A 23,959-nucleotide genomic window follows, 5' to 3' on the forward strand; every position below is an offset into this window, starting at 1 on the left:
AGGTGAAAGGCCGGGTCCGCGCAGATCCGGCCTTTGCCATAAGAACGCCCCGTCAGCGCCCGGGGCAGGCACGCGGAAAAGGGACGAAGACATGAGCTTTCTGGGAGTTGAGACCTCGCTCAGCGGGCGTCGCTGGATTGGCCCCGATGTGGAGGTTGCCCGCGCAGCCGAAATGATGGAACAGCAGACCACCCTGCCCGCCGCCGTCTGTCAGGTCCTGGCCCGGCGCGGCGTGCCCGCCCATGAGGCCAGCGGATTTCTGACACCGCAACTAAAAGAGCTGCTCCCCGATCCGCGCCGGATGAAGGACATGGAACCCGCCGCGGCCCGTTTCCTGCAAGCGGTGGAGCGGCGCGAGCGGATTGCGGTCTTTGCCGATTATGACGTTGATGGCGGCTCCTCGGCAGCGCTGCTTCTGGTCTGGCTTGATCAGGTCGGTCTTGGGGCCACGCTCTATGTGCCCGACCGGATCGATGAGGGCTATGGCCCCAATGATGCGGCGATGGCCGCGCTGGCCCGTGATCACGATCTGATTGTCTGCGTCGATTGCGGCACGCTGTCTCATGGTCCGATTGCCGCCGCCAAGGGCGCTGATGTGATCGTACTCGACCACCACCTGGGCGGAGAGACCCTGCCCGACTGTGTCGCAGTGGTGAACCCCAACCGCCAGGATGAGGACGGCGACTTGGGCTATTTCTGTGCGGCCGGCGTGGTGTTCCTGATGCTGGTCGAACTGCGCCGCCAAATGCGGGACAAGGGGCTCGGCACCGGTCCTGATCTGATGGCGCTGCTGGATCTGGTTGCCCTGGCCACCGTCGCCGATGTGGCACCGCTGATTGAGGCCAACCGCGCGCTTGTCCGGCAAGGCCTCAAGGTGATGGCCGCCCGGCAGCGGCCCGGACTGGTGGCACTGGCAGATGTATCGCGCATGGATTCTGCCCCCTCCACCTATCACCTTGGCTTTCTGCTGGGGCCACGGGTCAACGCGGGCGGGCGGATTGGCAAAGCTGATCTGGGTGCGCGCCTGCTGGCCACCAACAACCCAGCCGAGGCCGAGGCCATCGCCGCGCGTCTGGATGAATTGAACACCGAGCGCCGCGATATCGAAAACGCCGTGCGCGCCGCCGCACTGGAACAGGCGGAGGCGCGCGGTCTGGATGCCCCTCTGGTCTGGGCCGCTGGCGAAGGCTGGCACCCCGGCGTTGTCGGGATTGTCGCCTCGCGCCTGAAAGAAGCCGCCGGCCGCCCCGCCATCGTGATTGGCCTTGATGGCGACGAGGGCAAGGGATCGGGTCGTTCCGTAAGCGGCATTGATCTTGGCGCCTCCATCCAGCGGGCCGCCGCCGAAGGGCTGCTCATCAAAGGGGGCGGCCACAAGATGGCCGCCGGACTGACCGTGGCCCGTGACCAACTGGAACCGGCGATGGAGCGGCTCAGCGCCCTTTTGGCCAAACAGGGGGCCGGCGATCTGGGACCAAGCGATCTGAAGCTTGACGGGATGCTGATGCCCGGCGCCGCCACCGTGCCGCTGATTGAGCAGATCGAACAGGCGGGCCCCTTTGGCGCCGGCGCCCCCGCCCCCCGCTACGGCTTTCCCGACCTGCAGGTGCGGTTCGCCAAACGGGTTGGCGAAAGCCACCTGAAACTTTCGCTCAGTGACGGGTTAAGCAGCGGGATCGATGCCATTTGCTTTGGCGCTTTTGACACCGCGCTGGGGCCGCGCCTGCTGGACCATGGTGGCGCGCGGTTCCATTTTGCCGGTCGGCTTGAAATCAATACCTGGGGCGGCCGCCAGTCCGTACAGCTGCGGCTGGAGGATGCCGCCGAGGCCTGAGATCGGCCGCGAAAAAAACTCTGCACACAAGGGCCCTGCCCTCTTTGAATAACCATCCTCCGCCCAGGGGAAAATAAATTGCGATACTGGTGTTTTTTGGCTTGCGGGTTCCGGCGCGAAACACTAAATACCCGCTCACACCAAGTGGCCCGTTCGTCTATCGGTTAGGACGCCAGGTTTTCAACCTGGAAAGAGGGGTTCGATTCCCCTACGGGCTGCCACTTCTCCGCACAACAGTCCTGATATATCACTTGCTCCTTGCGTAGTGTGGCCTGGGTTTGACGTGTAGCTGCCCGCCATCACCGCACAGATCCGATCACCTCATCCGATCAACTGGCGCTCGTTTCATCGGCGGCGATGCCCTGCAACCGTCCCTTTCTGCGGTTTGGGCCGCACCAACAGACAATCGCCGTGAGCTGCCAGACACCATACCCAGCACACCCATTTATATCCATATTTTTCAGAGGCTTGCAGGTTATCTCTCGGAGTTAAAAAAAACTCGCGCTGATGTCAAAATCCCTCTTGCGCCGGGGCGATGTACTCAGTAAACACGCCCTCACAGACCAAGTGGCCCGTTCGTCTATCGGTTAGGACGCCAGGTTTTCAACCTGGAAAGAGGGGTTCGATTCCCCTACGGGCTGCCACTCTGTTTCCCCTGAATAGCGCGACACAAGCGACCAGCGTGCAATCCGCAAAGCGTGGCCTGACCGCGCAAAGGTCTGACTGCCAGGGCCAATCCACGGCCTGCCCGCAGTCAATCAGCAGAAAACCTGTTGCAGGCGAACGGCATTTCCGCTCTGGCGTGATCAAACCCGGCTCCGGGGGATGCAGTCATAAAACCAAGCCAGCAGCGCATCAGACAGCCCCCCACGACGCCAGCTGCGCCGCAAAACCAGCGCATGGTTCAGCGCTACGCCTCGGGATCCTGCTCCTCCATACCTGGCTGATAGAAGAAATGGCGCGCCCGGCCTGCATTCTTTGCGGCATAAAGCGCCACATCCGCTTGGTGGAGCAGCGTTGCCGCATCCAGACCTTCAGAAAAGGCGGCTGAGAGCGAGGTGCCCGCGCTGGCTGAAATCTTGCAGGTCTTATCACCGAAAGGGATTGGTTCCTCAATGCTGGAAATCAATCGACGGGCAATACCTGAGAGCTGTATCCGGTCGATAAGACCCTCAAAGATAAGAACAAACTCATCCCCACCGACCCGCGCGACCGTGTCATTCTGACGGGTGCATTGCACCATCAGCTTGGCGACCCGTTGCAGCACCGTATCCCCTGCTGCATGACCAAGCGTGTCATTGACCTCTTTGAAGAAATCAAGATCCACATGCATCAGGGAGAAATCCCGGCCGGAAGCGATCAGCCGGTTCAGGATGTGGTCCATTGCGCGGCGGTTCTTCACACCCGTCAGCGTATCTGTAAACGCTTGCTCCTCGGCGGCGATTTTTGCCCCCTGCAGGCGCAAGTTAAGCTGGCGCGACGCCTCCATCGCGGCGGATTTCGCCTCAACGAGATAGAGCATTTCGATGGTCAGATCCGTCGGGGAAAAATCAGCACTGGTGAGATCATAATCCCTCACCGCCTCTAGCACGGAAATGCCAAAAGACAGGTTGATGAACCCGCCCTTCCCCTCCGGGAAGGGGGCAAGCACGCCTTTCAGGCCGGTTTGCGGCGCATCGCGGAAATTGAGGTGCAGTTTCGCACCGGCTGTCTTGATCAAATCCTCAGTGGACCGGACCCGACGCGGCCGCGCGAGATCAAAGATCCGAAAGAACCGGCTGCCAAGCCATTCGGTATCCGGGCGCAGCTTGCGCAATGTCGGACCAACACCGGTAATCCGCCCTTCATGGTTAATGACCACATGCATCGGGCAGATTTCATTGGCGATGGAGGAGATTTCCCGCATGCTCATCATCATAGTGAATGCGCCCCCAGGTCGAAGGCACGGCCTTCGGCAAATTCAGTTTCAACCAGGGTGATTGCAATCACCTCTGCGTTGTCCTGCGTGCCTGAATGATCAAGGAAAACCAGATCGCCGTAGTCATCCGCCATTGCCCTCAGGACCCCCATCAGTACATGGGCGTATCCCGGCAGACCGGGCTGGCAATGCAATTCGAATTGCCCCGGCGCCTGTTCAATCAGTTCCAGCCCCGGCAGGTTCAGATCGGCCACAGCCAGCCGCGCGCGATCCGGCAGGTCATCCAGTGAATGCAGGAATTCCACGTAGTTGACCCCACCAAAACGCAGCAATCGGCGCAGGGCCTCCAACTGCGGATTCGACACCAGAAACGTGCCCATATCCTCAAGCATTTCTGGCAGCGGGCGTTTCAGAATAGCTTCTGCAGTCCGCAACATGATCTGGGATTGTTCATCCGTATAGGTAAGCATGGCTTCGAACTCGCTAAAGCCGAGCTCTGCCGAATCCATGATAGCCTGCCAGCTGTCCTCCCCGAAGGTGGTGCTGACAAACGCCTGGAATGCCCTATTGATCAGACCGTGCATCACTGGCCCCTTGTTACGTGTCTCTACTTTTGGCCCAGCCTGGTTAATAAAGGGCCAACAACTAAAATTGCTACGGTTTTCCCTCAGATCAACGTTGGCGCTGTATCAATACCTCCAGATCGCCCAGTTTCAACGTATTCTGCCGCGCGGGAGATATCTCGAAACGGTCGGCCTGCGCCGCCGCCAGCAAGGCCTCGACCTGCTCTTTTGTCTGCTGCTGCGCCGGTGGCCCGCGATCCAGAATTATACGGCCCGGCATGTCCGCACCGTCCGGGCCAAACCGCAGGGCGAGGGTTTCCAGCTGCGCCCCATCACGCCCTTCTCTGAAGAGCAGCAAGGCCAGGTCCGCCGCCTCGTCTGAGGTCGCTCCCAGCGCGCCGCGAATAAGCACACAGCCCGCGCTGCCATCCGGCAGCCGCCGCTTGCAACCGCGAATCCAGCGCAGCAGCTGATAACGCTTCAGCCCTCTGAAATCATCTGCAGTCACTGTGGCTCCGGCGGGCTGTACGGGCAGCAGCTCAATCAGCTCCTTGCGCTGATCATCGGTGACATCCACCATATCCTTCGTCATCTGCCAACGGCTCGTCGCGTTGCGCGCCAGCTGCAGGCGATTGGAGAGATCTGCATCCCCGGTCTCTTCCGCGTGGGCATCCAACCGTGTCAGCGCGTCAAGCCCGCCCTGCCCCCAATCATGGGCCATCTGCCACAGGGGCAGCTCTGCTGCCTCTGTCTCACCCGCCAGCACCCGCGCCACCTGATTGTTGGCCGCAATGCGCCCCGCATCCACCAGCGGCGTCAGGGCCAGCGCCAATGTGGCACCGGTCATCAGCGCCAGGCCGACAATGGCGCGCCGCAACAGATCCGGCCAGCGCGCGCCTCCAATGGCCGCACAGCCGGCATAGACCAACCCGTGCAGCAGTAACGTCATCGCAAACAGCAGCGCATAGATGCGATCCGGCGTCCAACCATATTGCCAGACCCGCATCAGGACCGCCCAGGCTGCCAGACCAGTGACCAGCATCAAACCAATTGCCAGCAGTCGTGCCGCCATGCCATTTGCGCCCTTTGGTTGCTCCTGCCGGGTCAGTGCGACGCAGACCAGTGTCATCATCACCGCTGACATCGCCATCAGCGTCGCAGCCGAGGACAGATGACCAAAGGCGCTGGACAACCCCTGCAGCGGGATCGCGGCCAGAAACAGGCCAACAACCAACAGCACAGGAATCAGCAGCAGGCTGAGCAACCGAAACAGAAGATGCGGCGCGCCACCGCCCCCCAGCTCCTGCACCACCGCCAGGCCCAGACCAAAGACCGCGCCGCTCAGCGTCAGCGCCAGCCAATCCACCTCGGCGATGTCTTCCAGAATGGTGATGTTGACCAAATCCAGCAGGGCATTGGACAACAAACCAAGAATCCAGAAGACCGCGACAAACCCGACCCCGCAGGCCAGGCGAAACACGATACCCCAGCTCGCCGCAGACAGCGCCGCAAACCGGGTCCAGCGGTCGGGCGTGGACAGCCGCAGCAACACAAAAGGGCAGGCCATCGCGCCAAGCGCCAGCGCCATCAGCACCAACACCTCGTTCTGTAAAAGATCGGTCGCAACCGGGTAGCGCAACGCCGCCAGAAGCATCAGCGCGGTCATCGGCACCGCAACCCAAAGCGCCCCGCGCAACGCACGCAACAGCGACAGCGGCCCGATCATCGCCAGTGATGCGCCGCAGAAACTGGACAGGAAGGCAAACATCACCAGAAACAGGCTCTCAGAGAGACCCGGCTGGTGCCAGTCCCGCGCCAGCAGCCACATGGCGAATCCGCTACCCGCGCCCAAAGCCACCATAGGCAAACGGGCGCGCAAAGCGGTCGCAGTATCCAAGTCAGTCATGGCGGCGATTCTCTCGTTAGATCGGCCTGACTTATACACTTGCACAAAATAATGGCAGAGGTCTGAACGCGCGAAACTTCCCCTCAACCGGCGTTAGAAATCGGTTGGGGCACCTCCCTCGGATTTCCGGCGTGCGACAAAGTCCTCCAACGCCTCTCGCCGGGCGACATCCAGCGGTGGCGCTTCAAATCGGGCAATGATCTCCTTGAACAGATTATGCGCCCGTTCCGGTGTCCAAACCGCACCCGCCGCCTCCCAGGCCTCATAATTGCGCCAATCGCTGAGGTAGGGTTGATAAAACGCGGTGCTATAGCGGTCCTGCGTGTGCTGAATACCAAAGAAATGTCCGTCGTTACCAACCTCGCGAATGGCCTCCAGCGCGATATCCTCGGGGCCCGTGCCAATGACCTCCGGCTGCATATAGCGCTGGATCTGCTGGAGAATCTCGCAATCCATGATGAATTTCTCGGGGCTGGCGATCAGCCCGCCTTCCAGCCATCCCGCCGCGTGATAGACCATATTGGTGCCCGACTGCACGGCCGCCCAGAGCGAATTGGAGGTCTCCCACATCGCCTGCCCATCCGGCACATTGGCCGCACAGACACCCGAGGATCGCATCGGAAGACCATAATAGCGCGCCATCTGCCCGGTCATCTGGGTCGAGCGCATATATTCCGGTGTGCCGAAAGCCGGGGCACCGGATTTCATATCCACATTGGAGGTGAAGGTGCCGATCACACAGGGCGTGCCGGGGCGTACATATTGAAACAGCGCAATCGCCGAGAGAGATTCGGCAATAGACTGCGCCACAGCCCCCGACATGGTCACCGGTGCCATCGCGCCGGCCAGCGTAAAGGGCGTGACCACAATCGCCTGCCCCCGCCGTGCCAGTCGCAGGCAACCGTCAATCATCGGCTGGTCATGTTTCAGCGGCGAGGTGGAGTTGATGTTGGTATACATATGCGGTCGGGCCTCGAACTCCTCATGAGTAAGCCCGCCTGCGATCCGCACCATCTCCATCACATCCTCGACCCGCTCCTTGCCCAAGCTGTAGGCGTGCATCGCCTTATCGGTGAGGGTCAGCTTGTCATAAAGCACATCCAGATGCCGGACCGAGGCATGAATATCCACCGGCTCCACCGGATACCCCCCGGCAAAATGGATGCAGTTGAAATACTGGGTCAGCTTCAGCAGGTTCTGGCATTGCTCACGGGTGCCCGCGACCTTCGCATTCAGCGACATATCCCAGTAGTTCGGCGGTGAAGACACATTGCCGAACAGGATATGATTGCCCCCCACCGGCAGGGTTCGGTCAGGATTGCGCGGCGTGATGGTGAATTCCGATGGCGCCTTGGCAACCATCTCCATCACGAACTCCCGGTCCAGATGCACCCGGTCACCCACGACCTTGCAGCCCGCCTCCTTGAAGATCTCAAGCGCCTCATCATTGAGGAACACAATGCCGATTTCTTCGAGGATCCGCATCGCCCCATCGTGAATGGCCGCAACGCCCTCGGGGCCAAGCGGCTCAATCGGGCGATCAATGTTGCGCGGCACCGACCATGGCATTTGCTCAATAACCGCATCCCCGCGCCGGGCCGCCGCGCCAGCGCGTCCGCCACCGCGTTTTCGGGCTCGTGTCTCGGTTGTCATGGCGGCCCTCCCTGCTGTCAGCTGATCGGTGCGACCACCCATGGGGCGCCCGACCATTGGCTCATAGCCTCAGCAGGCCCTGTTCAGGCGCGGTCCGAATGCCTGTTCCCGACAGGTTTGGTCGCTTTTCAGCGCCAACCCCGGTCAGATCACATATTTCTGGGCATATGTGTCCAGTTCGCCTGATCCGACAGCTGCCAAACCGCTGCCGGCGACACGGTCAGCGATCCAGCCAACCGGGGATATGGCCGATATCGGGCAGAACCACATCCGCATGGGCTTCCAGATCCGCCGCCCCGGCCAGACCGGTCAGCACCCCGATCCGCTGCATCCCCGCCGCCAATCCGGCCTCCAGATCATGCAGGCTGTCGCCCACCATGGCGGTGCGCTCCGGCGCGATACCGGTGGCGGCACAGAAGGCCAGCAGCGGATCCGCGTCCGGCTTTGCCCCATGGCCGCTGTCAAACCCGGCAACAAAGGCAAAGCGATCCAGCACTCCACTGCGACTGAGCTGGGATTTTGCAGACAGTTCCGCATCATTGGTCATCACCCCCAACACCTTGCCCCGCGCCAGCAGATCATCGAGAAACGCCGCCAATGGCACCGCCTCGGCCAGGTCCGCCTCACCGGCGCTTTCGGCCATGTAGAGTTCCAGCTGATCCAGATCCATCTGTGGCACATGCGGCGCCAGTGCCTCCGCCACCTGCCGGTTGGTGGAGGCAATCACCAGGCTGCTGGGCAGGATCTTTCCCGTCTCCAGGTCAAAATCTATCGCCGCCGCCATTGCCTGCAACCGGTCCACCTCGCCCTCCGCCAGCCGGTCCAGCAACCGGCCGGTCCAGCGGTTCCAGGTCTCGGCAAAGTCAAACAGCGTTCCGTCCTTGTCGAACAGCAGGGCATCAACGGGCATGGGCACTCCTAGATCTGGCATCCACCCGACATAGCGCGCTGGCCTCAGGCGCAAGGGGCAGACGTGGGGCTGTGGCCCCCGATCCACCGGGGACATCGCCCCGATACATAGGCGATTGAAGCCTGCCGCACCAGCCAGCCCGTGGCCATGACCCGTCTGCCCCAGTAAGAGAGGTTAATCACACCCCTTAATGCCGCCATGGCGCCCACCGATCAGCGCTGCCACATTCTCAGACCTCAGGTCCAGTGAACCTGCGCCCCACCCGGCAGCGCCATCCGCGCCTGCATCGGCTGATCATAGGCCAGCCCGGCGCTGTCACAGAACTGCATGACCCAGGCGTCATCCATCGTCAGAAAATCGAGAACCGAGCCGAGAAACTCGGGATTGGCCGCCTGCTCACGCAGATCTGCCTCACTCGCGCCGGTTGCGCCCAGGAAAACCGGCAGCAACTCATCATTGCCTGCCAGCCAGGCAAGCGCCTTTAAGCCCAAAGTCTCGGCTGCATCGGCGGAAAATAGCATATGTGCACACATTCCTGACACTTCTCGGTCAAATTGGTGAAAATACGAAAGGGTTTATTAACCAGTCTCATTAAAACTTGAGGCAATTCCAACGCAAGGGGCGAAAGGGCACCACGTGCAGGGCACTATCCTTATTATCGACGGTGTTGCGACCAACCGGATCATGCTGAAGGTTCAGCTGTCCGCCGCCTATTACCGGGTGGTTCAGGCCGAAACTGTTGCCGATATTGCCAAAACCGCCCTGCGTTGCCGCCCCGATCTGATCCTCAGCGCCATGTCCCTGCCCGATGGCGACGCGGTCGCCGTGAAACAGGCGCTGGCCGCTGACGACCAGCTAGCCGATATTCCGATGATCGCAATTGATCACGACAGCGACGCCGACCGCCGTCTCGCCGCACTCAGCGCAGGGATAGATGATGTATTGTTGCAGCCGCTGGATGACACCATGTTGCAGGCGCGGATCCGCAGCCTGCTGCGCGCCAGCAGCACCCAAGAAGAGCTGAACTTGCAGCGTGGCAACACCCATGGCTACGCCCTGCCCCTCACCAGTCCACACATCAGCGCAAGCCTGAACGGGGTGCAGGTTGCACTAGTGACCGAACAGCCCGCTACCGGCATCTACTGGCAAGCCCGGCTCGCACCTCGTGTGCCCTATCGGTTGTGCAACCATCAGTTCACTGCGGTGCACCCGCTGATGCGTGAACCCGTGCCTGATGCCATCGTGATTGAACTGGGGCGCAACACCCTGGCGCAGGGGCTACGCCTGCTGGCCGATCTGCGTGCGCGTGCCGCTACCCGCAAATCCGTGGTGATCGCCGTGGTCCACCCCGCAGACCCCGCCATCGCCGCCGAAGCATTGGACCGGGGGGCACATGATGTGCTTCAGTCTGGTTTCGACGTCGCGGAACTGGCGCTGCGGCTCGATACCCAATTGCGCAATAAGGCGCGCATCGACAAGCTGCGCGACACGGTCCGTAACGGGCTGCGCGCCGCTGTTGAGGACCCGATGACCGGCCTCTTCAACCGCCGTTACGCCAAACCCTTCCTTGAGCGCGTTGCCAGCACTTCCGCCAAGACCGGCGAAACATTTGCCGTGATGCTGGCCGACCTCGACCATTTCAAGCAGATCAACGATCTCTACGGCCACCCGGTGGGCGATGCAGTGCTGATCGAAGCGGCCAAGCGCCTGCAAACCGCGCTACGCCCGACCGATCTGCTGGCCCGCGTCGGTGGCGAAGAATTCATGATTGTGATGCCTGCGATCGGCGATGCAATGGCTGAAGCTGCGGCCAGTGATCTCTGCAACCGGATCAACAGCAAGCCGTTCCACATCCCCGGCGTTGATGCTCCGATCTATGTGACAATCAGTATCGGTGTTGTCATCGGTGGCCGCGTCGCGTCCAGGGATCAGTGCGATGGCACCGAAGGCGGGCCACAGGATTGCGACAGCGCTGTCAGCGCGCTGATCACCAATGCCGACCGCGCACTCTATGCAGCCAAACATGCCGGCCGCAATCAGGTCTCTCTGGCAGACCTTGCTGCCTGACAACAACCGTCCGGCACGCGCCGTCGACGGCGCGGACAAAAACCAGCTGACACGGGACAGTGTCACCGGGCACCAGCTGCCACAGATCGGGACAACCCGGCAGGCAACTGGCGCAACTACAGGCAGGACCGGCCGAGCAGCCATTTGGTCCAGAAATATGAAACGGGGCAGCGATCCTCTCACTGCCCCGTTTGGTATTTCAGATCGTCTTTGCCCCGGCTGACCAATCATCAATGCCGCGTCACGACCGGTTCCCCCGCTCAGTGCCGCCAGCTGCGCCGCTTCGGGTGCCGGATACGCTGCTCCAGACGGTCCGCATAGGCCGCCCGCTCCTCCGCAGTCATGGCAACGATCTGATCCAGCCAGGCCGACTGAACGGAGCGCTGGAAATTATGTCGCCGTGTGGCCTGCGCCTCCAGCATCCCGCCCAAGGCCTTCGCATCAAAGGGGCTGGCCCGCAACAGTTCAACAACCTTGCCGCCTTCCGCACGTCGCCGGCCCTTGTAGCTGCCATGCTCGCCTTCAGCCGTGCTGCGAAGGCTGCGCCGGGTCTCAGCCTCCAGATCCCGAAACAGCATCGCCCCGACCGGAGGTGGCATTCCGGCACCTCGTTTGTGGTCGTTAAACCGCCACGCCGCCCCAGCAACGACGCCAACCACCGCAAGGTTCAGCGCCAGCGACGCCATCAACAGCCAGCGCAGACGGCGGCCGGGTTTGGATTTGCGGGTCTCGTTTGTCATTCCAACTCCTCGCTCAGCACCACGGCCAAGTCGTAGCTGTCTTCAGGCAGGCTGTCTTCGCTCAGCTCGATCCCGGCAAGGCTTACCGGGTCAGGCAGAAACGCAGGTGGCGCCAACCCGATCCACAGCCCAGCAGCGCTGGCCGTGGCCAATCCGCCAAGGGCTGGCCATCCGCCCAGCCCCGCCAACAGCTCCCGCATCCCGGCAAACACCCCGCTGCGCGCTTCGGCTGACTGCGACGCCAGATCTGATGCCAGCGCCTGACGCGTCAGGATCGCCGCCTGCGTCGCCGCAGCCTCACTCAGAATCGCCTGCTCCACCCCCTCAGGAAGGGGGACCGGGGCGGCGGTCCGCGCGCTGGCAAAAAGACCATCAAGCGCCAGCTCGGCCGCGGCAAGATCCGCCGGATCCAACCTATCCTCAGCATCAGCGCCCGTCTGTGTGGGCGCGGTTTTTCCAGTTTTATCAACCATCATTATACCCCAGTTCGGCCCGGCGCCCGGCCAGGATTGCCGCCAGCGCCCGCTTGCCCCGCGCGGTCAGACTTTCGACCGCCTCGACGCTGATGTCCATGATCCCGGCAATCTCCGGGTTCGCCAGATCTTCGATATGACGCAGCACCACCGCCTGCCGCTGACGCTCCGGCAATTGCATGAGCGCAGCCTGCAGCGCGTCCTGCCGCGCCCCGTCCTGCATCTGCTCCGCCGCAGATTTCGCAGGGTCCGGCGGGTCGGGGATGGCGTCCAGATCCACATGTCCACCCCGCAATCGGCGCTTGTGATCAATACAGAGGTTCATCACCACCCGGTAGAGCCAGGTCGACAGCCGGGCGCGCCCCGGCTCCCAATGTTCCGCCTGCCGCCACAGCCGCACCATCGCCTCCTGCGTAATATCCTCAGCCTCCGCGCGGTTGCCCAGAACCCGCATCGCAACACCCAGCGCCCGGGGCGCCAACCGCGCCGTCAGCACACCCGCCGCCTCCGGATCACCAGCGGCAAAGCGGATCAGCACTGCCCCATCCGGATCCTCCACAACCTCCGCCTGTGGCGTCGCCGGGGTGTCAGGCGGCGGCATCAGCGGGCCCTGCTCCGGGGCCCGCTCCACAGTATTGGCAGACATATGCATCTGTCGTATCGGATCAGTTCTGTTCCGTCTCGCTGTCTTGCACATCCCCGCGCGGTTTGTGCCCGGCCCCATGACGGCCCCGGAATTTCGCCCGCGCGCTCTCGAATTCTTCCTTGCTGATAGCACCATCGTCATTGGCGTCCACGCGGTCAAACATCTTTCCCATCCGGCGTGGTTTGGGCAGTTCATCAAGGCTCAACGCGCCATCCTTATCCGCATCCATCCGCTCCAGCATCGTCGCCGCACGAGTTTTGGCCCGAGCCTGCGCCGCAGCTTCCATTTCTGCCAGTGTCAATTGACCGTCGCCATCGGTGTCCGCCGCAGCGAAACGCGCCTCGCGCAGCCCGTCCATCTCGGCCTTGGTCACCTGACCATCGCCATTGGTGTCCATCTCTTCAAAGCTCATGCGCGGACCATGACCGCCCTTGCCGCCAAAACCCGGCTTCGCAATCGCACCTGTGGCTCCGATGACAGCTCCGACAGCGATAACGGCGGCAATAAACTTGGTATGTTTCATGTCTGCGGTTCCTTTTGCAGCAGGCAGCCCGTTGCTGCCGATCACAGAAACAAAACGCAGCCCCGGCAGAGTTCCGTCGCAAAAACTTCAAAAGCCCGGCAGAATTTTCACCCAGCGCATTGCACAGTTTCACTCGTCCATTGCACCATGAGTGCGGACGGCGCACTCTTGCGGCATGCCGACGCACTCCGGCGGACTGCCCCTTTAAACTTGCGGCCGATGCGCTCAAATATGCGGGCAAAAGATAGGATTTGTTATGACCGAGTCATCTGCGGCACTTTCAGCCGATCTCAAAACCGATACTCAGGAAGACCGCCCCACCATGCCCGCCGTGCTGCGCGGCTGGCGGTGCAAATGCCCCAATTGCGGCGAAGGCAAGTTGCTGCATTCATATCTGAAGGTCAACGACAGCTGCTCCAACTGCGGGCTCGACCTCTCCAGCGCCCGCGCTGATGACGGTCCGGCGTATCTGACCATTCTGCTGGTTGGCCACATTATGGCCCCGCTCCTGCATGTGGTCTATTTCAACTGGCGGCCTGAGCCTATGGTCACATTCACCGTGTTTTCGCTGGGCTGCCTGCTGTCCTCGCTGTTTCTCCTGCCCCGGATGAAGGGGATCGTGATCGCCTATCAATGGGCGCGTAGGATGCACGGCTTCGGCAAGGCGAGCTGACCCGCCAGCGGTAGGAAAGACCCAGACATGAGCAAATCGCCCACCCCGGCCAAAGCAGCCATCGACACCGGCTATGCCGATGCCGCCAGCGCGCGCCGGGACACCACTCCGATCCGCAATGCCGCGACAATTATCGCGGTGCGCGACCGGATGGGCGATGACCCTCAGGTGCTGATGGGGCAGCGCGGCGCCCGCGCCGCCTTCATGCCCAACAAGGTGGTGTTTCCCGGCGGCGCTGTTGATCCCGGGGACTCCGATGTGCCGCTTGCCAGCCCGCTGCCGTCCCTCTGCCAGGACCGCCTGTCCGAGCAGTCCGACGCAGATCTGCATCACGCCCTCGCTGTCGCTGCCATTCGCGAATTATGGGAGGAAACCGGCCTCATCCTCGGGCAGCCCGGCACATGGGCCACCACGCCTGAGGCAGACTGGGCCGACTTCGCCGCCACCGGTCATCTGCCCACCGCCGAGGCGCTGCAGTTTGTCTTTCGCGCCATCACACCGCCCGGCCGCCCGCGCCGGTTCGACGCTAGGTTTTTTCTGGTGGATGCGGCGCATATCAGCAGCGATATTGATGATTTTTCCCGCGCCTCGGATGAGCTGTCGCATCTGCAATGGATCCCGCTCAGCCAGGTCCGCACCTACGATCTGCCGTTCATCACCGAGGTGGTGCTGGCGGAGGTCACCAGACGCATCCGCCAGGACGGCCCGCCAGAAAGCGTGCCGTTCTTTCGCAACGATGATGAGGCAAGCCATTTTCTGCGTCTGAAGGGCTATCCGATGCCCAGGGACGACTGACCAGTCTCCAAAACCGCAGCGCAGGCCTCTCAGATTGCCAGCAGCAGCGCGAGGATCGACAGGATCAGCAAACCCATGCCGACAATCTCGCGGCGGGTGATCTGCTCCTTGAAGAACAGCACCGACGCCAGCAGCGACAGCAGCAATTCAATCTGCCCCAGCGCCTTCACATAGGCGGCGTTCTGCAGGGTGAAGGCCCAGAACCAGCAGAAAGATCCCGCCATACTGGTCAGCCCGACCCAGATCGCCACCCGCCGCGCCGCCCAGACCCGTGCGATCTCGCCGGGTTCCCGCCACTTCAGCCAGACCAGCATGAACAGCGTCTGCAAGCTCACGACGATGGCCAGCGTCACACCGGCGCGAAACGCTGGCGCCAGCGCATCCAGTTCCAACGAGGCGGCGCGATAACTCACCGCTGAGAAGGCAAAGAGCACCCCCGACCCCAGCCCCAACAGCGACGCCGGACTGGACAGATGCCGCCACCACGGCCCCTTGCTCTGCGGTGTCTTCGACAGCACCAGCACCGCGCATAGGCCGATCACAATCGCCACCCAGCCAAGGGCGGTGATCTGATCTCCCAGCACCACCAGCCCGACCAGCGCGGTCTGGATCACCTCGGTTTTCTTGAACGTAATCCCGACCGCAAAATTGCGTTGCCGGAACAGCGCCACCACGCAGACCGTCGCCAGGATCTGCGCGGTGCCGCCGATGGTGGCGAACATCCAGAACCGGGCGCTGAGCGCGGGCAACGTCTGCCCCGATAGCGCCAGATAAGACAGCAGCCCGGCCCAGATCAGCGGCGCGGAATAGACAAACCTCGAAAACGTCGCCCCCGCCGTCGACAGTGTGACGCTGCTCAACACCTTTTGCAGCATAAAGCGGACGGTCTGAAAACTGGCCGCCGCGATGGCGATGGGGATCCATAAGGTCATCTGCCCCTTATGGGGGGCTATTGCGGCTCTGACCAGATCGGATGTGCAACCGGGTCCTTTGCCCGCAGGGCATAGCGGCGCAGGACCACACCATATGAGGGGTAGGCGTAGCCGCTATTGCGGGCCAAAAACTGCCCCCGCCGGTCCCGGTAGAGGCGTGGCAACGCGTGCCAGGGCACCCCCGGATGGCAATGATGCACCACATGAAGGTGATTGTTCAGAAACAAAAATCCAAGGAGACCGCCGCGCTCGATAATCACCGTGCGCGCCGCCGGATCAAGATGGGCGCGATGCTCTAGGAAGGTGCGGATCTTCAAGATCGCCAGCCCCAGATAGGCCGCCAAAAGGTATGCCCAGAACGGCAGCGCGCTCTGCGCCACCAGCCACAGCGTCAGCCCCGCGCCGAGAAGATGCAGCAACCAGTCGCGCAGCACCGCCTCATCGCCGCCACGGATCAGCCGCCAGTCTTCGGCCATAAAACGGATCTGCCCCAGCAGCGGCCCCAGCAGCACCCGCCCCGCCAGCGTATTGTTGAACCACAAAAGACCCCGCTGCGCGGCTCCCATCCGGCGCCACTGCGCCGGATCCAGATAATTTGTCTCAGGGTCATCATAGGGGTCGGTCAACTGCTCGTCATGGTGATGGGCTAGATGGGTGTCCCGAAACCGGCCATAGGGCACCGCCAGATTGAGCGGCAGAAACATCAAGGCCTCATTCAGGACACGCAGCCGGAACGGATGGCCATGCAACGCCTCATGGCTGAGCGAGGACTGAAGCGTGATCAGACTGGCCAGAACCGGCACTGCCAGCCAGACAGAGACCAACGGCAGCCATGCCAGCGCCGCCCCCCAGGCCGCATAACACCCCAGTATCAGCGCCAGCGTGCCCCATTCGACACGCCCCAATTGCAGCTGCACACGGTCCAGCATGGCGCGCTGGCTTGGCACCTGAGGGCTGACCTGCGGATCAGACATGACGCCGCCCCCAGCGCACCCCGGCCCAGATCCGCTCATAAAGCAGGTAAGACAAGAAGCCGACGCAGGTATTGACCAGCGCCAGCGTCCCGCCAAGTGCAAGCGACCCGGTCAGCAGCCAGCCAATCCCCGCCATCATCGCCAGTCCCAGCAGGTTCCAGATCACCGCCTTCACCACTGATCGCGCCCCTGTATCCATCTGCAGCCTCCTGTTTTTCTTACCTTTCCTCTGGCCTACACGGATGCCGGGCGATGCAGAATTCCGAATATGATTAACAAAATTCTGCAATCGTGATAAAAATCATCACATGATTGATATTATGGACAAACGCCTGCGCGCGGAGCAGTTTCGCACCCGGCTCAACCGCGCGCTCAGCGACAGCGGCCTCAGCCAAAGCGCGCTCGCCCGCGCCGTTGGGGTGGATCGCTCAACCATCTCACAGCTTCTGACTGATGCCGGGGCTCGGCTGCCCAACGCCCATGTGGTCGGCGCCTGCGCCGGGGCGCTTGGGGTCTCGGCGGACTGGCTCCTGAGCCTGTCGGACCGGCCGGAAAATGCTGCCGATCTGGTCGCCGCAAGCCTGTCGATGACGAAGGCGCCCCGCGCCTTGGTGGATGAACGGATCTTTGACTGGCATCAGGAGGCACAGGGCTACAAAATCCGCCACGTCCCTGCCGCCCTGCCCGACATGCTGAAAACCCGCGCGCTGCTGGAATGGGAATTTGCGCCGCATCTGGGCCGCACCGCGGATCAGGCCATCGGTGCCTCCGAGGATCGCCTGACCTGGATGCGCCAATCTGCGTCAGACTATGAAATCGCGCTGCCAATCTATGAGCTGGACAGCTTTGCCCAGGGCGCAGGCTATTACGAAGGCCTGCCGCTTGAGATCCGACTGGAGCAGCTCACCCAGTTCGAACGCCTCGCCGAACAGCTGTACCCCCGCCTGCGTATCTATCTGTTCGATGCCAAGCGGCTCTATTCCTCACCGATCACCATTTTCGGCCCGCTTTTATGCGTGTTTTATGCAGGCTCACATTACCTCGCCTTCCGCGACAAGGAGCGGATCGCCACTTTCACCAGCCATTTCGACAATCTGGTGCGCGAGGCGGATATCACTGCGCGGCAACTGCCGGGACGACTGAGGGCGCTCAGGGCGGCGATTGCCTGAAGGCTGCGGCCGGGCCGCCTGTGCAGCTCACCTCACACCTTGGGATCCGGGTTCTCCGTATGGCCATCCACCGCAATCACCTGCCCTGACACCAACCGCGCTGCGTCCGACCCCAGAAACACCGCCATATTGGAAATATCCTGCGCCTCGACAAAGGACCGCATCGACGTCCCCGCGGCATAGCCATCATAGACCTGATCGCGCGTCATCCCCTTGGCCGCTGCCTCACGCTCCAGCACACCTTCCATCCGCGGGCCCTCCACCGCACCGGGGCAGATCGCATTGGCCCGGATACCAAACGGCCCCAGCTCCATCGCCAGCGTCTTCATCAGGCCAATCACAGCCCATTTTGCCGAGGCATACGGCGCCCGGTTCGGATAGCCGTATTGGCCCGCGGTTGACGACGTCACGATGATGGCCCCGGCCCTAGCCGCCTTCATCATAGGGGCCGCGTATTTGGCGGCCAGAAAGCAGCCCTCCAAGTTGACGCTCACGCATTTGCGCCAATCCTCCAGTGCCACGTCCTCAATCCGCGCTGTCGGTCCGGCAATCCCTGCATTGGCACAGAGCACATCCAGCCCGCCCCAGGTTTCAGATATCTCCGCAAACAGCGCCCTGACCCCGGCCTCATCGGTGGCATCCACTGCTGTGCTGCGCCAGCCCTTCGGCACATCCGCCAGCACCTCAGCGCTGACGTCCGTAACCCAGACCTGATGCCCGGCGGCGGCAAAGCCTTCCGCCATGGCGCGGCCAATCCCAGACCCACCGGCGGTGATCAGAACCCGGCTCCCCCCTTCAGCGCTCACCGGGGCGCCCCAATCGCGCGGCCCAGACCCTCAGGGGCTGGTAACCCGGAATGGGCCTCCGCCAGCTTCACCAGATTGGCCTCGATCTGCGGCGCAGGCGGGGTGGAGCGGCGGGTTTTCAGGTCCACATGCAGCAGCATGTGCTCGCCGGTGGCCAGCAAACGCTCGCCGGAATACATCTCATGCCACAGATGCATTTTCTTGCCCTGCCCCATGATCACCCGGGTCTTCACCTGGATCGGGTCGCCCGCATGGACCTCATCGATATGGCGGATATGGGTTTCAGCGGTAAAGTAGCTGCCACCATTGGCAATATACTCTGCATCGCAGCCGATGATCATCATCAGCCGGTCGGTGGATTGCGCAAAGGCATCCAGATAGCGGCTCTCGGTCATATGGCCGTTGTAGTCGGTCCAATCCAAAGGCACGATCCGGCTCTGGGTCAGCACCGGCTGGCTCAAATCGTCAAGCGCATCCAGCGACCGCACCAAACCTGCATCCCCCTCGCGCCCCGCGTCATGGGCGTTCTGCAGCGCGCCAGCGCCCCAGTCATTGGCGCCCAGCGCCCGCATCATCCCCACAAGGTTGTCATCGCGAATACGCTCCAACTCGCGGATCGAATGCTGACCGGACTGCGCGTCCGACTGGCCTGCAATCAGATCGACCAGCTCATCGGTGAACTCCGGCACATCCATCAGCTTGGTCCAGGGCCATTTCAGCGCCGGGCCAAACTGCGCCATGAAATGCTTCATGCCCGCCTCACCGCCGGCCACGCGATAGGTCTCAAACAGTCCCATCTGCGCCCAGCGAATGCCAAAGCCATAGCGGATCGCGTTGTCGATCTCTTCGGTGGTGGCGATGCCATCCTTCACCAGCCACAGCGCCTCGCGCCAGACCGCCTCCAGGAACCGGTCGGCCACATGGGCGTCGATTTCCTTCTTTAGGTGCAGGGGATACATGCCGATCTCAGTGATGATCGCCTTGGCGCTGTCGATCACGCTTGTAGGGTTGGCCTCGGTTGTGACCAGCTCCACCAGCGGCATCAGGTAGACCGGGTTGAACGGATGCGCGACCACGATCTGGGCGGCATTGCTGAAGCCATCCTGCAATTGCGATGGTTTGTAGCCGGAGGTAGACGAGCCGATAACAGCATCCGCCGCGACATGCGCCTGCAAGGCGCCATAGACTTTCTGTTTCAGCTCCAGCCGCTCCGGCACGCTTTCCTGAATCCAGATAGCCCCGGCCACCGCGTCCTCAATGGTGGCGTGATAGCTGAGGCGGCCTTCCACAGGCAGCGCCACATTGCCAAGCCCTGGTAAACTGCGCCGCGCATTGGCCAGAACCTCGCCAATCTTGCGCTCGGCCTCCGGATCGGGATCAAACACCCGCACGTCCCAACCGTTCAAAAGGAACCGCGCGGCCCATCCGCCGCCAATAACCCCACCACCGATGATTGCTGCTGTTTTTGTCATATCGCTTTCCCGCATGTTTCGGGTCGCCTTACCGGGCTGCACAAAGGCACAGTCCGCGAGAAAGGAGACCATTCATGAAACTTCATTTTTTCGGATTGCCCAGCGCGGCAGTCGAAGCGATCCACCGCACAGGGCTCGATAGCTATGGCGACCCGGTTGAGCGCCATCCCAGCGCCGAAGAGGGCGGCATGCCCTGTCGCCACTGTTTGCAGCACGTGCCCACAGGCAAGCCGTTTCTGGCGCTGGCGCATCGCCCCTTTGCCGGGCGCAACCCCTTTACGGAAACCGGACCGATCTATCTCTGCGATCCGCTCTGCGCGCCCGCCGCGCCCTCGCCAGAGGTGCCCGCCTTCCTCACCGCCCCTCAGTATATCCTGCGCGGCTATGACTCGGATGAGAGGATCATCTACGGCACGGGCGCGGTGACACCGCGCACCGAACTCACGGCCTATGCCGAAGAGCTGCTGTCGCGCGATGACATCGCCTTTGTCGATCTGCGCAGCGCCAGCAACAACTGCTTTCTCTGCCGCATTCACCGCGCAGACTGACCTCAGGGGTCGCGTGATAGTCAGTCGCGCGGCCATCCGCATCCTGCCCACGGTACAAACACTACTTCGCCACCGGCGCGCGTTTGACCAGCCCCAGCTGTGCGCGCACCTCATCCGGCCCCATCAGCTTGGCCCCCATATTCTCAATGATGGTGCCCGCCCGTTCGACCAGTTGCCAGTTTTCCGCCAACTGCCCTTTGCCAAGCCACAGGTTGTCCTCAAGCCCAACCCGCACGTTGCCGCCCGCCAAGACGGAGGCCGCAACATAGGCCATTTGATCACGCCCCAGCGAGAACGCAGACCAATCCCAATCGCTCGGCACATTGTTCACCATCGCCATGAAGGTGTTGAGGTCATTGGGCGCCCCCCAGGGCACCCCCATGCACAGCTGAACCAGAGCGGGGCTGGCCAACACGCCTTCCTTCACCAATTCCTTGGCGAACCACAGATGACCGGTATCAAAGGCTTCGATCTCCGGCTTCACGCCCAGATCGGTCATCATCTGACCCATCGCCCGTAGCATGCCCGGCGTGTTGGTCATCACGTAATCGGCCTCGGCAAAGTTCATCGTGCCGCAATCCAGCGTGCAGATCTCCGGCAGGCATTCGGCTACATGCGCCATTCGGGCCGTGGCGCCGATCATATCGGTGCCCACCTCATTCAGCGGCAGAGGGTTTTCGGTATCGCCAAACACCATGTCACCGCCCATGCCAGCAGTGAGGTTCAGCACCACATCGGTGTCGCTCTCGCGGATCCGGTCGGTCACTTCACGGTAAAGCGCCAGATCGCGCGAGGGCGCGCCGGTCTCTGGGTCACGCACATGGCAATGGACAATCGCCGCCCCGGCTTTGGCCGCCGCAATGGCGCTCTCGGCGATCGCCTTGGGCGAACGGGGCACATGCGGGCTGCGATCCTGAGTGCCGCCAGAGCCGGTGACAGCGCAGGTGATGAAGACGTTTTTGGCCATATTCAGAGGCATTTTGGTTTTCCCCTCGATGTACAGGGTTGTGCCAGAGTTATCCCCAAGCCTGCCCCCAGATTCCTGTTTGTGTTGTTTTCGACAGTGCCGCAGCCTTGTTGCACCCACTAGTCAACATGCGAATCGAACTTGATGAAATCCGCAAAAAACATCCTCCAGCCCGAGAATCAGCCGCTAAAAACGGCTGTTTTGGTGCTTGATGAGAGCAACACCCTGTCCTTCGCCGCGGCTGTCGATCCCATGCGCGCAGCCAATCGGCTGGCCGGTCGTGGCGCCTTCGACTGGGACTATGTCACCGCCACCAGCGAACCTGCGATGCTGACCAGCGGCCTCAGCGTGCCAGGCATCCCGCTGGCGCGCCTGCAAAGCTGCGAATTGCTGATTGTGATCGCCGGCTTCCAACTCGCGCGCCACGCCACCCCCAGCCTGCTGGCTGGCCTGCGCCGTCTGGCGGCGGGTGGGACGACCATTGCGGGCATCGACGGCGGCCCCTGGCTGATGGCCGAGGCCGGTCTTCTGGACGGCCATCCCGCCACCACCCATTGGGAAGATCTGGACAATTTCGCCAGCCGCTTCCCCGGCGTGCAGTGCCGCAATGACCGCTTCACCCTCTCCGAGGGGCGCATGACCTCCGGCGGGGCGACACCCGCGATCGAGATGATGCTGCATATCATCGGCAGCCGCCATGGCGCGGGCTTTGCCTCCCGCGTGGCCGGCCTGTTCCTCTATGACGGCCCCGGTTCCACCGAGCGCCCGCAAAGCCGCCTTGGCAGCTCCAAGCATTCGTCGCTCACCGCACGGGCCAACGCCCTGATGGAGGCCGCGCTGGATGACCCAAAACCGCTGCGCGAGATCGCCGAGGAACTGGGCACCAGCACCCGCAGCCTGCAACAGCAGTTCCGCCTGCGCCTGAACACCACGCCGCAGGACCATTACCTGCAACTGCGTCTGGCTGAGGCCCGCAGGCTGGTCACCGACACGGATCTGCCGATCATGGAGGTGGCGCTGGCGACCGGCTTTAATTCCCAGTCCAGCTTTGCCCGCGCCTTCCGCACCGCCCATGGCACCACAGCCCGCGAGTTGCGGCAGGCAAGCCTTACCAGCGCCGCGCCCACACGTCTTGCCACCAGCAAACCACTGTTCAGTCAGGCGCCGCTGTCACAAGGCCAAAGCCCGCTGCGCCAAAGCGGCCCGCTGCCACGCCATTCCACCGGCTCTTACTGAGAGAGGCTGGGATAATACTCTATGACAACGGGCGGCCCTTCTGGGTCGCCCGTCTTGCATTCAAAGTCAGGCCGTCCCCGCCCCAATCAATAGGGCATGGGATGCGCGCGATGGGCCGCGTAAATCTCCTCCAGCACCTCCTGCGACAGGGTCACATCCGCCCCCGCCAGCACATGCTGCAACTGCGCCAAGGTGGTCGCTCCAAAAATGGCCGAGGCCATGAACGGCCGCGTGTGACACCAGGCCAGCGCCATATGCACCGGATCCAACCCATGACGCTTGGCGATTTCCAGATAGGCCGCCACCGCCGGATAAACCCGATCCGTGTCACGCCCGCCCAGCTCCGGGTTCAGCGTCTTGCGCGAGGCCTCCGGCACCGCACCGTCCTGATATTTCCCCGTCAGCAACCCCGTCGCCAGTGGCGAAAACGCCAGCAAGCCGACGTCCTCATAAAGGCTCAGCTCCGCCAGATCGGTATCGTACAGCCTGCACAACAGGGAATATTCGTTCTGGATTGACGCCACCCGTGGCCCGCCGGTCTCCTCCGCCAGCCGCAACCACTGCGCCGTACCCCAGGCGCTTTCGTTTGACAGGCCAAAGGCGCGGATATTGCCCTTATCCACCTGCGCCTTCAGCGCCTCAAGACAGCCCGCCATATTGTCCAGCACCTCGGCCCGGTCATCGCCGCCCGGATCATACTGCCAGTTCTTGCGGAACATATAGCTGCCCCGGTTTGGCCAGTGAAACTGATAAAGGTCGATGTAATCCGTCTTCAGCCGCCGCAAGGAACCTTCGATCGTAGCGGGGATGGTCTCAGCCGTGATCGGCGCGCCCTCCCGCACCGCCTGCAACCCCTCACCGGAGTGTTTGGTGGCAAGGATATACTCCCCCCGCCGCCCGGTGCGCGCGTTCCAATTGCCGATGATCGCCTCACTGTCACCGATGGTCTCGGCGCTGATCGGGTTCACCGGGTACATTTCCGCCGTATCGAGGATATTCACCCCTGCTGCCAAAGCCGCATAAATCTGCGCATGGGCATCCGCCTCCCCCGTCTGGGTGCCAAAGGTCATGGTGCCAAGACAGATCTGCGACACCTCCATGCCGGTGCGGCCAAGCGGGTTCATCTTCATGATCGAAATCCTGTTGTTGCAGCT

24 protein-coding genes and 2 tRNA genes are annotated in these 23,959 nt (G+C 62.4%); 9 read left to right on the plus strand and 17 right to left on the minus strand.

Annotation, left to right across the window (positions count from 1 at the left end; genetic code table 11):
* Nucleotides 1–91: 91 nt before the first annotated feature.
* From recJ to OO25_RS14830, 3 genes are all read left to right on the plus strand, one after another.
* The gene (recJ, locus tag OO25_RS14820; protein ID WP_040173692.1) at nt 92–1,834 is read left to right on the plus strand and encodes a single-stranded-DNA-specific exonuclease RecJ; all 1,743 of its coding nucleotides are present in this window, start codon (nt 92–94) and stop codon (nt 1,832–1,834) included.
* A 146-nt stretch (nt 1,835–1,980) separates the two neighbouring features.
* Nucleotides 1,981–2,055 (plus strand) — tRNA-Glu (locus OO25_RS14825).
* A gap of 348 nt (nt 2,056–2,403) precedes the next feature.
* Nucleotides 2,404–2,478, plus strand: a tRNA-Glu gene (locus OO25_RS14830).
* Between the two features lie 266 nt (nt 2,479–2,744).
* On the opposite strand, the gene OO25_RS14835 is transcribed toward OO25_RS14830, so the two are convergent.
* The 6 genes from OO25_RS14835 to OO25_RS14860 all read right to left on the minus strand — a co-directional run bounded on the left by OO25_RS14835 (nt 2,745) and on the right by OO25_RS14860 (nt 9,305).
* On the minus strand, nt 2,745–3,749 hold the full coding sequence (locus tag OO25_RS14835; RefSeq protein ID WP_040173850.1) for a GGDEF domain-containing protein: 1,005 nt from the start codon (nt 3,747–3,749) through the stop codon (nt 2,745–2,747).
* Nucleotides 3,749–4,336 (minus strand): heme NO-binding domain-containing protein, encoded by a 588-nt coding sequence (locus OO25_RS14840; protein WP_040173694.1) that lies wholly within the window; start codon nt 4,334–4,336, stop codon nt 3,749–3,751. Before OO25_RS14840 ends, OO25_RS14835 begins: the two co-directional genes overlap by 1 nt.
* 88 nt (nt 4,337–4,424) lie before the next feature.
* A complete protein-coding gene (locus OO25_RS14845; RefSeq protein WP_040180894.1) occupies nt 4,425–6,221 on the minus strand; it encodes a DUF4153 domain-containing protein in 1,797 nt (598 codons plus the stop codon).
* Nucleotides 6,222–6,314: 93 nt separating this feature from the next.
* On the minus strand, nt 6,315–7,874 hold the full coding sequence (locus tag OO25_RS14850) for a trimethylamine methyltransferase family protein (protein ID WP_040181011.1): 1,560 nt from the start codon (nt 7,872–7,874) through the stop codon (nt 6,315–6,317).
* 220 nt (nt 7,875–8,094) lie between these two features.
* On the minus strand, nt 8,095–8,784 hold the full coding sequence (locus OO25_RS14855; protein ID WP_040173700.1) for an HAD family hydrolase: 690 nt from the start codon (nt 8,782–8,784) through the stop codon (nt 8,095–8,097).
* 236 nt (nt 8,785–9,020) lie between these two features.
* Nucleotides 9,021–9,305, minus strand: coding sequence for a DUF3572 domain-containing protein (locus OO25_RS14860; RefSeq protein ID WP_027247729.1), 285 nt, complete (start codon nt 9,303–9,305; stop codon nt 9,021–9,023).
* 115 nt (nt 9,306–9,420) lie between these two features.
* Between OO25_RS14860 and OO25_RS14865 the strand changes: the two genes are divergently transcribed.
* Entirely contained in the window at nt 9,421–10,851 is a 1,431-nt protein-coding gene (locus OO25_RS14865) for a diguanylate cyclase domain-containing protein (RefSeq protein WP_040180895.1), read from the plus strand.
* Nucleotides 10,852–11,111: 260 nt separating this feature from the next.
* Here OO25_RS14865 and OO25_RS14870 read toward each other — a convergent pair whose 3' ends face one another.
* The 4 genes from OO25_RS14870 to OO25_RS14885 are packed head-to-tail and all read right to left on the minus strand — an operon-like array spanning nt 11,112 to nt 13,233.
* Nucleotides 11,112–11,591 carry a periplasmic heavy metal sensor gene (locus tag OO25_RS14870; RefSeq protein ID WP_040180896.1) on the minus strand — a complete coding sequence of 160 codons (480 nt, stop codon included), beginning with the start codon at nt 11,589–11,591 and terminating at the stop codon, nt 11,112–11,114.
* Entirely contained in the window at nt 11,588–12,064 is a 477-nt protein-coding gene (locus OO25_RS14875) for a hypothetical protein (protein ID WP_040181012.1), read from the minus strand. The genes OO25_RS14870 and OO25_RS14875 overlap by 4 nt, the downstream gene beginning before the upstream one ends.
* Nucleotides 12,057–12,716 carry an RNA polymerase sigma factor gene (locus OO25_RS14880; protein ID WP_040173709.1) on the minus strand — a complete coding sequence of 220 codons (660 nt, stop codon included), beginning with the start codon at nt 12,714–12,716 and terminating at the stop codon, nt 12,057–12,059. Before OO25_RS14880 ends, OO25_RS14875 begins: the two co-directional genes overlap by 8 nt.
* A gap of 13 nt (nt 12,717–12,729) precedes the next feature.
* Complete coding sequence (locus OO25_RS14885; protein ID WP_040173712.1) at nt 12,730–13,233, minus strand: EF-hand domain-containing protein; 504 nt, start codon at nt 13,231–13,233, stop codon at nt 12,730–12,732.
* 256 nt (nt 13,234–13,489) lie between these two features.
* Here OO25_RS14885 and OO25_RS14890 point away from each other — a divergent pair, with 256 nt between their 5' ends.
* Both OO25_RS14890 and OO25_RS14895 read left to right on the plus strand, forming a co-directional pair.
* Complete coding sequence (locus OO25_RS14890; protein WP_040180898.1) at nt 13,490–13,906, plus strand: DUF983 domain-containing protein; 417 nt, start codon at nt 13,490–13,492, stop codon at nt 13,904–13,906.
* A gap of 27 nt (nt 13,907–13,933) precedes the next feature.
* Nucleotides 13,934–14,701 (plus strand): NUDIX hydrolase, encoded by a 768-nt coding sequence (locus OO25_RS14895; protein ID WP_040180899.1) that lies wholly within the window; start codon nt 13,934–13,936, stop codon nt 14,699–14,701.
* Between the two features lie 29 nt (nt 14,702–14,730).
* Here the strand turns inward: OO25_RS14895 and OO25_RS14900 are convergent, their stop codons facing one another.
* Genes OO25_RS14900 through OO25_RS14910 form a run of 3 tightly spaced genes read right to left on the minus strand, consistent with a single transcriptional unit; the run spans nt 14,731 to nt 16,806 of the window.
* On the minus strand, nt 14,731–15,633 hold the full coding sequence (locus OO25_RS14900; RefSeq protein WP_040180900.1) for a DMT family transporter: 903 nt from the start codon (nt 15,631–15,633) through the stop codon (nt 14,731–14,733).
* Between the two features lie 17 nt (nt 15,634–15,650).
* Nucleotides 15,651–16,607 (minus strand): fatty acid desaturase, encoded by a 957-nt coding sequence (locus OO25_RS14905; RefSeq protein ID WP_040180902.1) that lies wholly within the window; start codon nt 16,605–16,607, stop codon nt 15,651–15,653.
* On the minus strand, nt 16,600–16,806 hold the full coding sequence (locus OO25_RS14910) for a DUF2061 domain-containing protein (RefSeq protein WP_040173725.1): 207 nt from the start codon (nt 16,804–16,806) through the stop codon (nt 16,600–16,602). The genes OO25_RS14905 and OO25_RS14910 overlap by 8 nt, the downstream gene beginning before the upstream one ends.
* Nucleotides 16,807–16,915: 109 nt before the next feature.
* Here OO25_RS14910 and OO25_RS14915 point away from each other — a divergent pair, with 109 nt between their 5' ends.
* Entirely contained in the window at nt 16,916–17,776 is an 861-nt protein-coding gene (locus tag OO25_RS14915; RefSeq protein WP_040173726.1) for a helix-turn-helix domain-containing protein, read from the plus strand.
* A 32-nt stretch (nt 17,777–17,808) separates the two neighbouring features.
* Here the strand turns inward: OO25_RS14915 and OO25_RS14920 are convergent, their stop codons facing one another.
* A complete protein-coding gene (locus tag OO25_RS14920) occupies nt 17,809–18,582 on the minus strand; it encodes an SDR family oxidoreductase (RefSeq protein WP_040180903.1) in 774 nt (257 codons plus the stop codon).
* Nucleotides 18,579–20,054: a carnitine 3-dehydrogenase gene (locus OO25_RS14925; RefSeq protein ID WP_040181014.1), complete on the minus strand. Its 1,476-nt coding sequence runs from the start codon at nt 20,052–20,054 to the stop codon at nt 18,579–18,581. The genes OO25_RS14920 and OO25_RS14925 overlap by 4 nt, the downstream gene beginning before the upstream one ends.
* A gap of 74 nt (nt 20,055–20,128) precedes the next feature.
* Here OO25_RS14925 and OO25_RS14930 point away from each other — a divergent pair, with 74 nt between their 5' ends.
* Nucleotides 20,129–20,602, plus strand: a complete 474-nt coding sequence (locus OO25_RS14930) for a DUF1203 domain-containing protein (RefSeq protein ID WP_040180904.1) — start codon at nt 20,129–20,131, stop codon at nt 20,600–20,602.
* 61 nt (nt 20,603–20,663) lie between these two features.
* On the opposite strand, the gene OO25_RS14935 is transcribed toward OO25_RS14930, so the two are convergent.
* Entirely contained in the window at nt 20,664–21,581 is a 918-nt protein-coding gene (locus tag OO25_RS14935; RefSeq protein WP_040173734.1) for a 3-keto-5-aminohexanoate cleavage protein, read from the minus strand.
* Between the two features lie 132 nt (nt 21,582–21,713).
* On the opposite strand from OO25_RS14935, the gene OO25_RS14940 reads away from it, so the two are divergent.
* Entirely contained in the window at nt 21,714–22,805 is a 1,092-nt protein-coding gene (locus OO25_RS14940; RefSeq protein ID WP_040180906.1) for a GlxA family transcriptional regulator, read from the plus strand.
* Between the two features lie 86 nt (nt 22,806–22,891).
* On the opposite strand, the gene OO25_RS14945 is transcribed toward OO25_RS14940, so the two are convergent.
* Nucleotides 22,892–23,935 (minus strand): aldo/keto reductase, encoded by a 1,044-nt coding sequence (locus OO25_RS14945; RefSeq protein WP_040181015.1) that lies wholly within the window; start codon nt 23,933–23,935, stop codon nt 22,892–22,894.
* Nucleotides 23,936–23,959: the final 24 nt, after the last annotated feature.

This window comes from Phaeobacter sp. S60, from assembly GCF_000826845.1.
Taxonomy (GTDB): Bacteria; Pseudomonadota; Alphaproteobacteria; order Rhodobacterales; family Rhodobacteraceae; genus Phaeobacter; species Phaeobacter piscinae.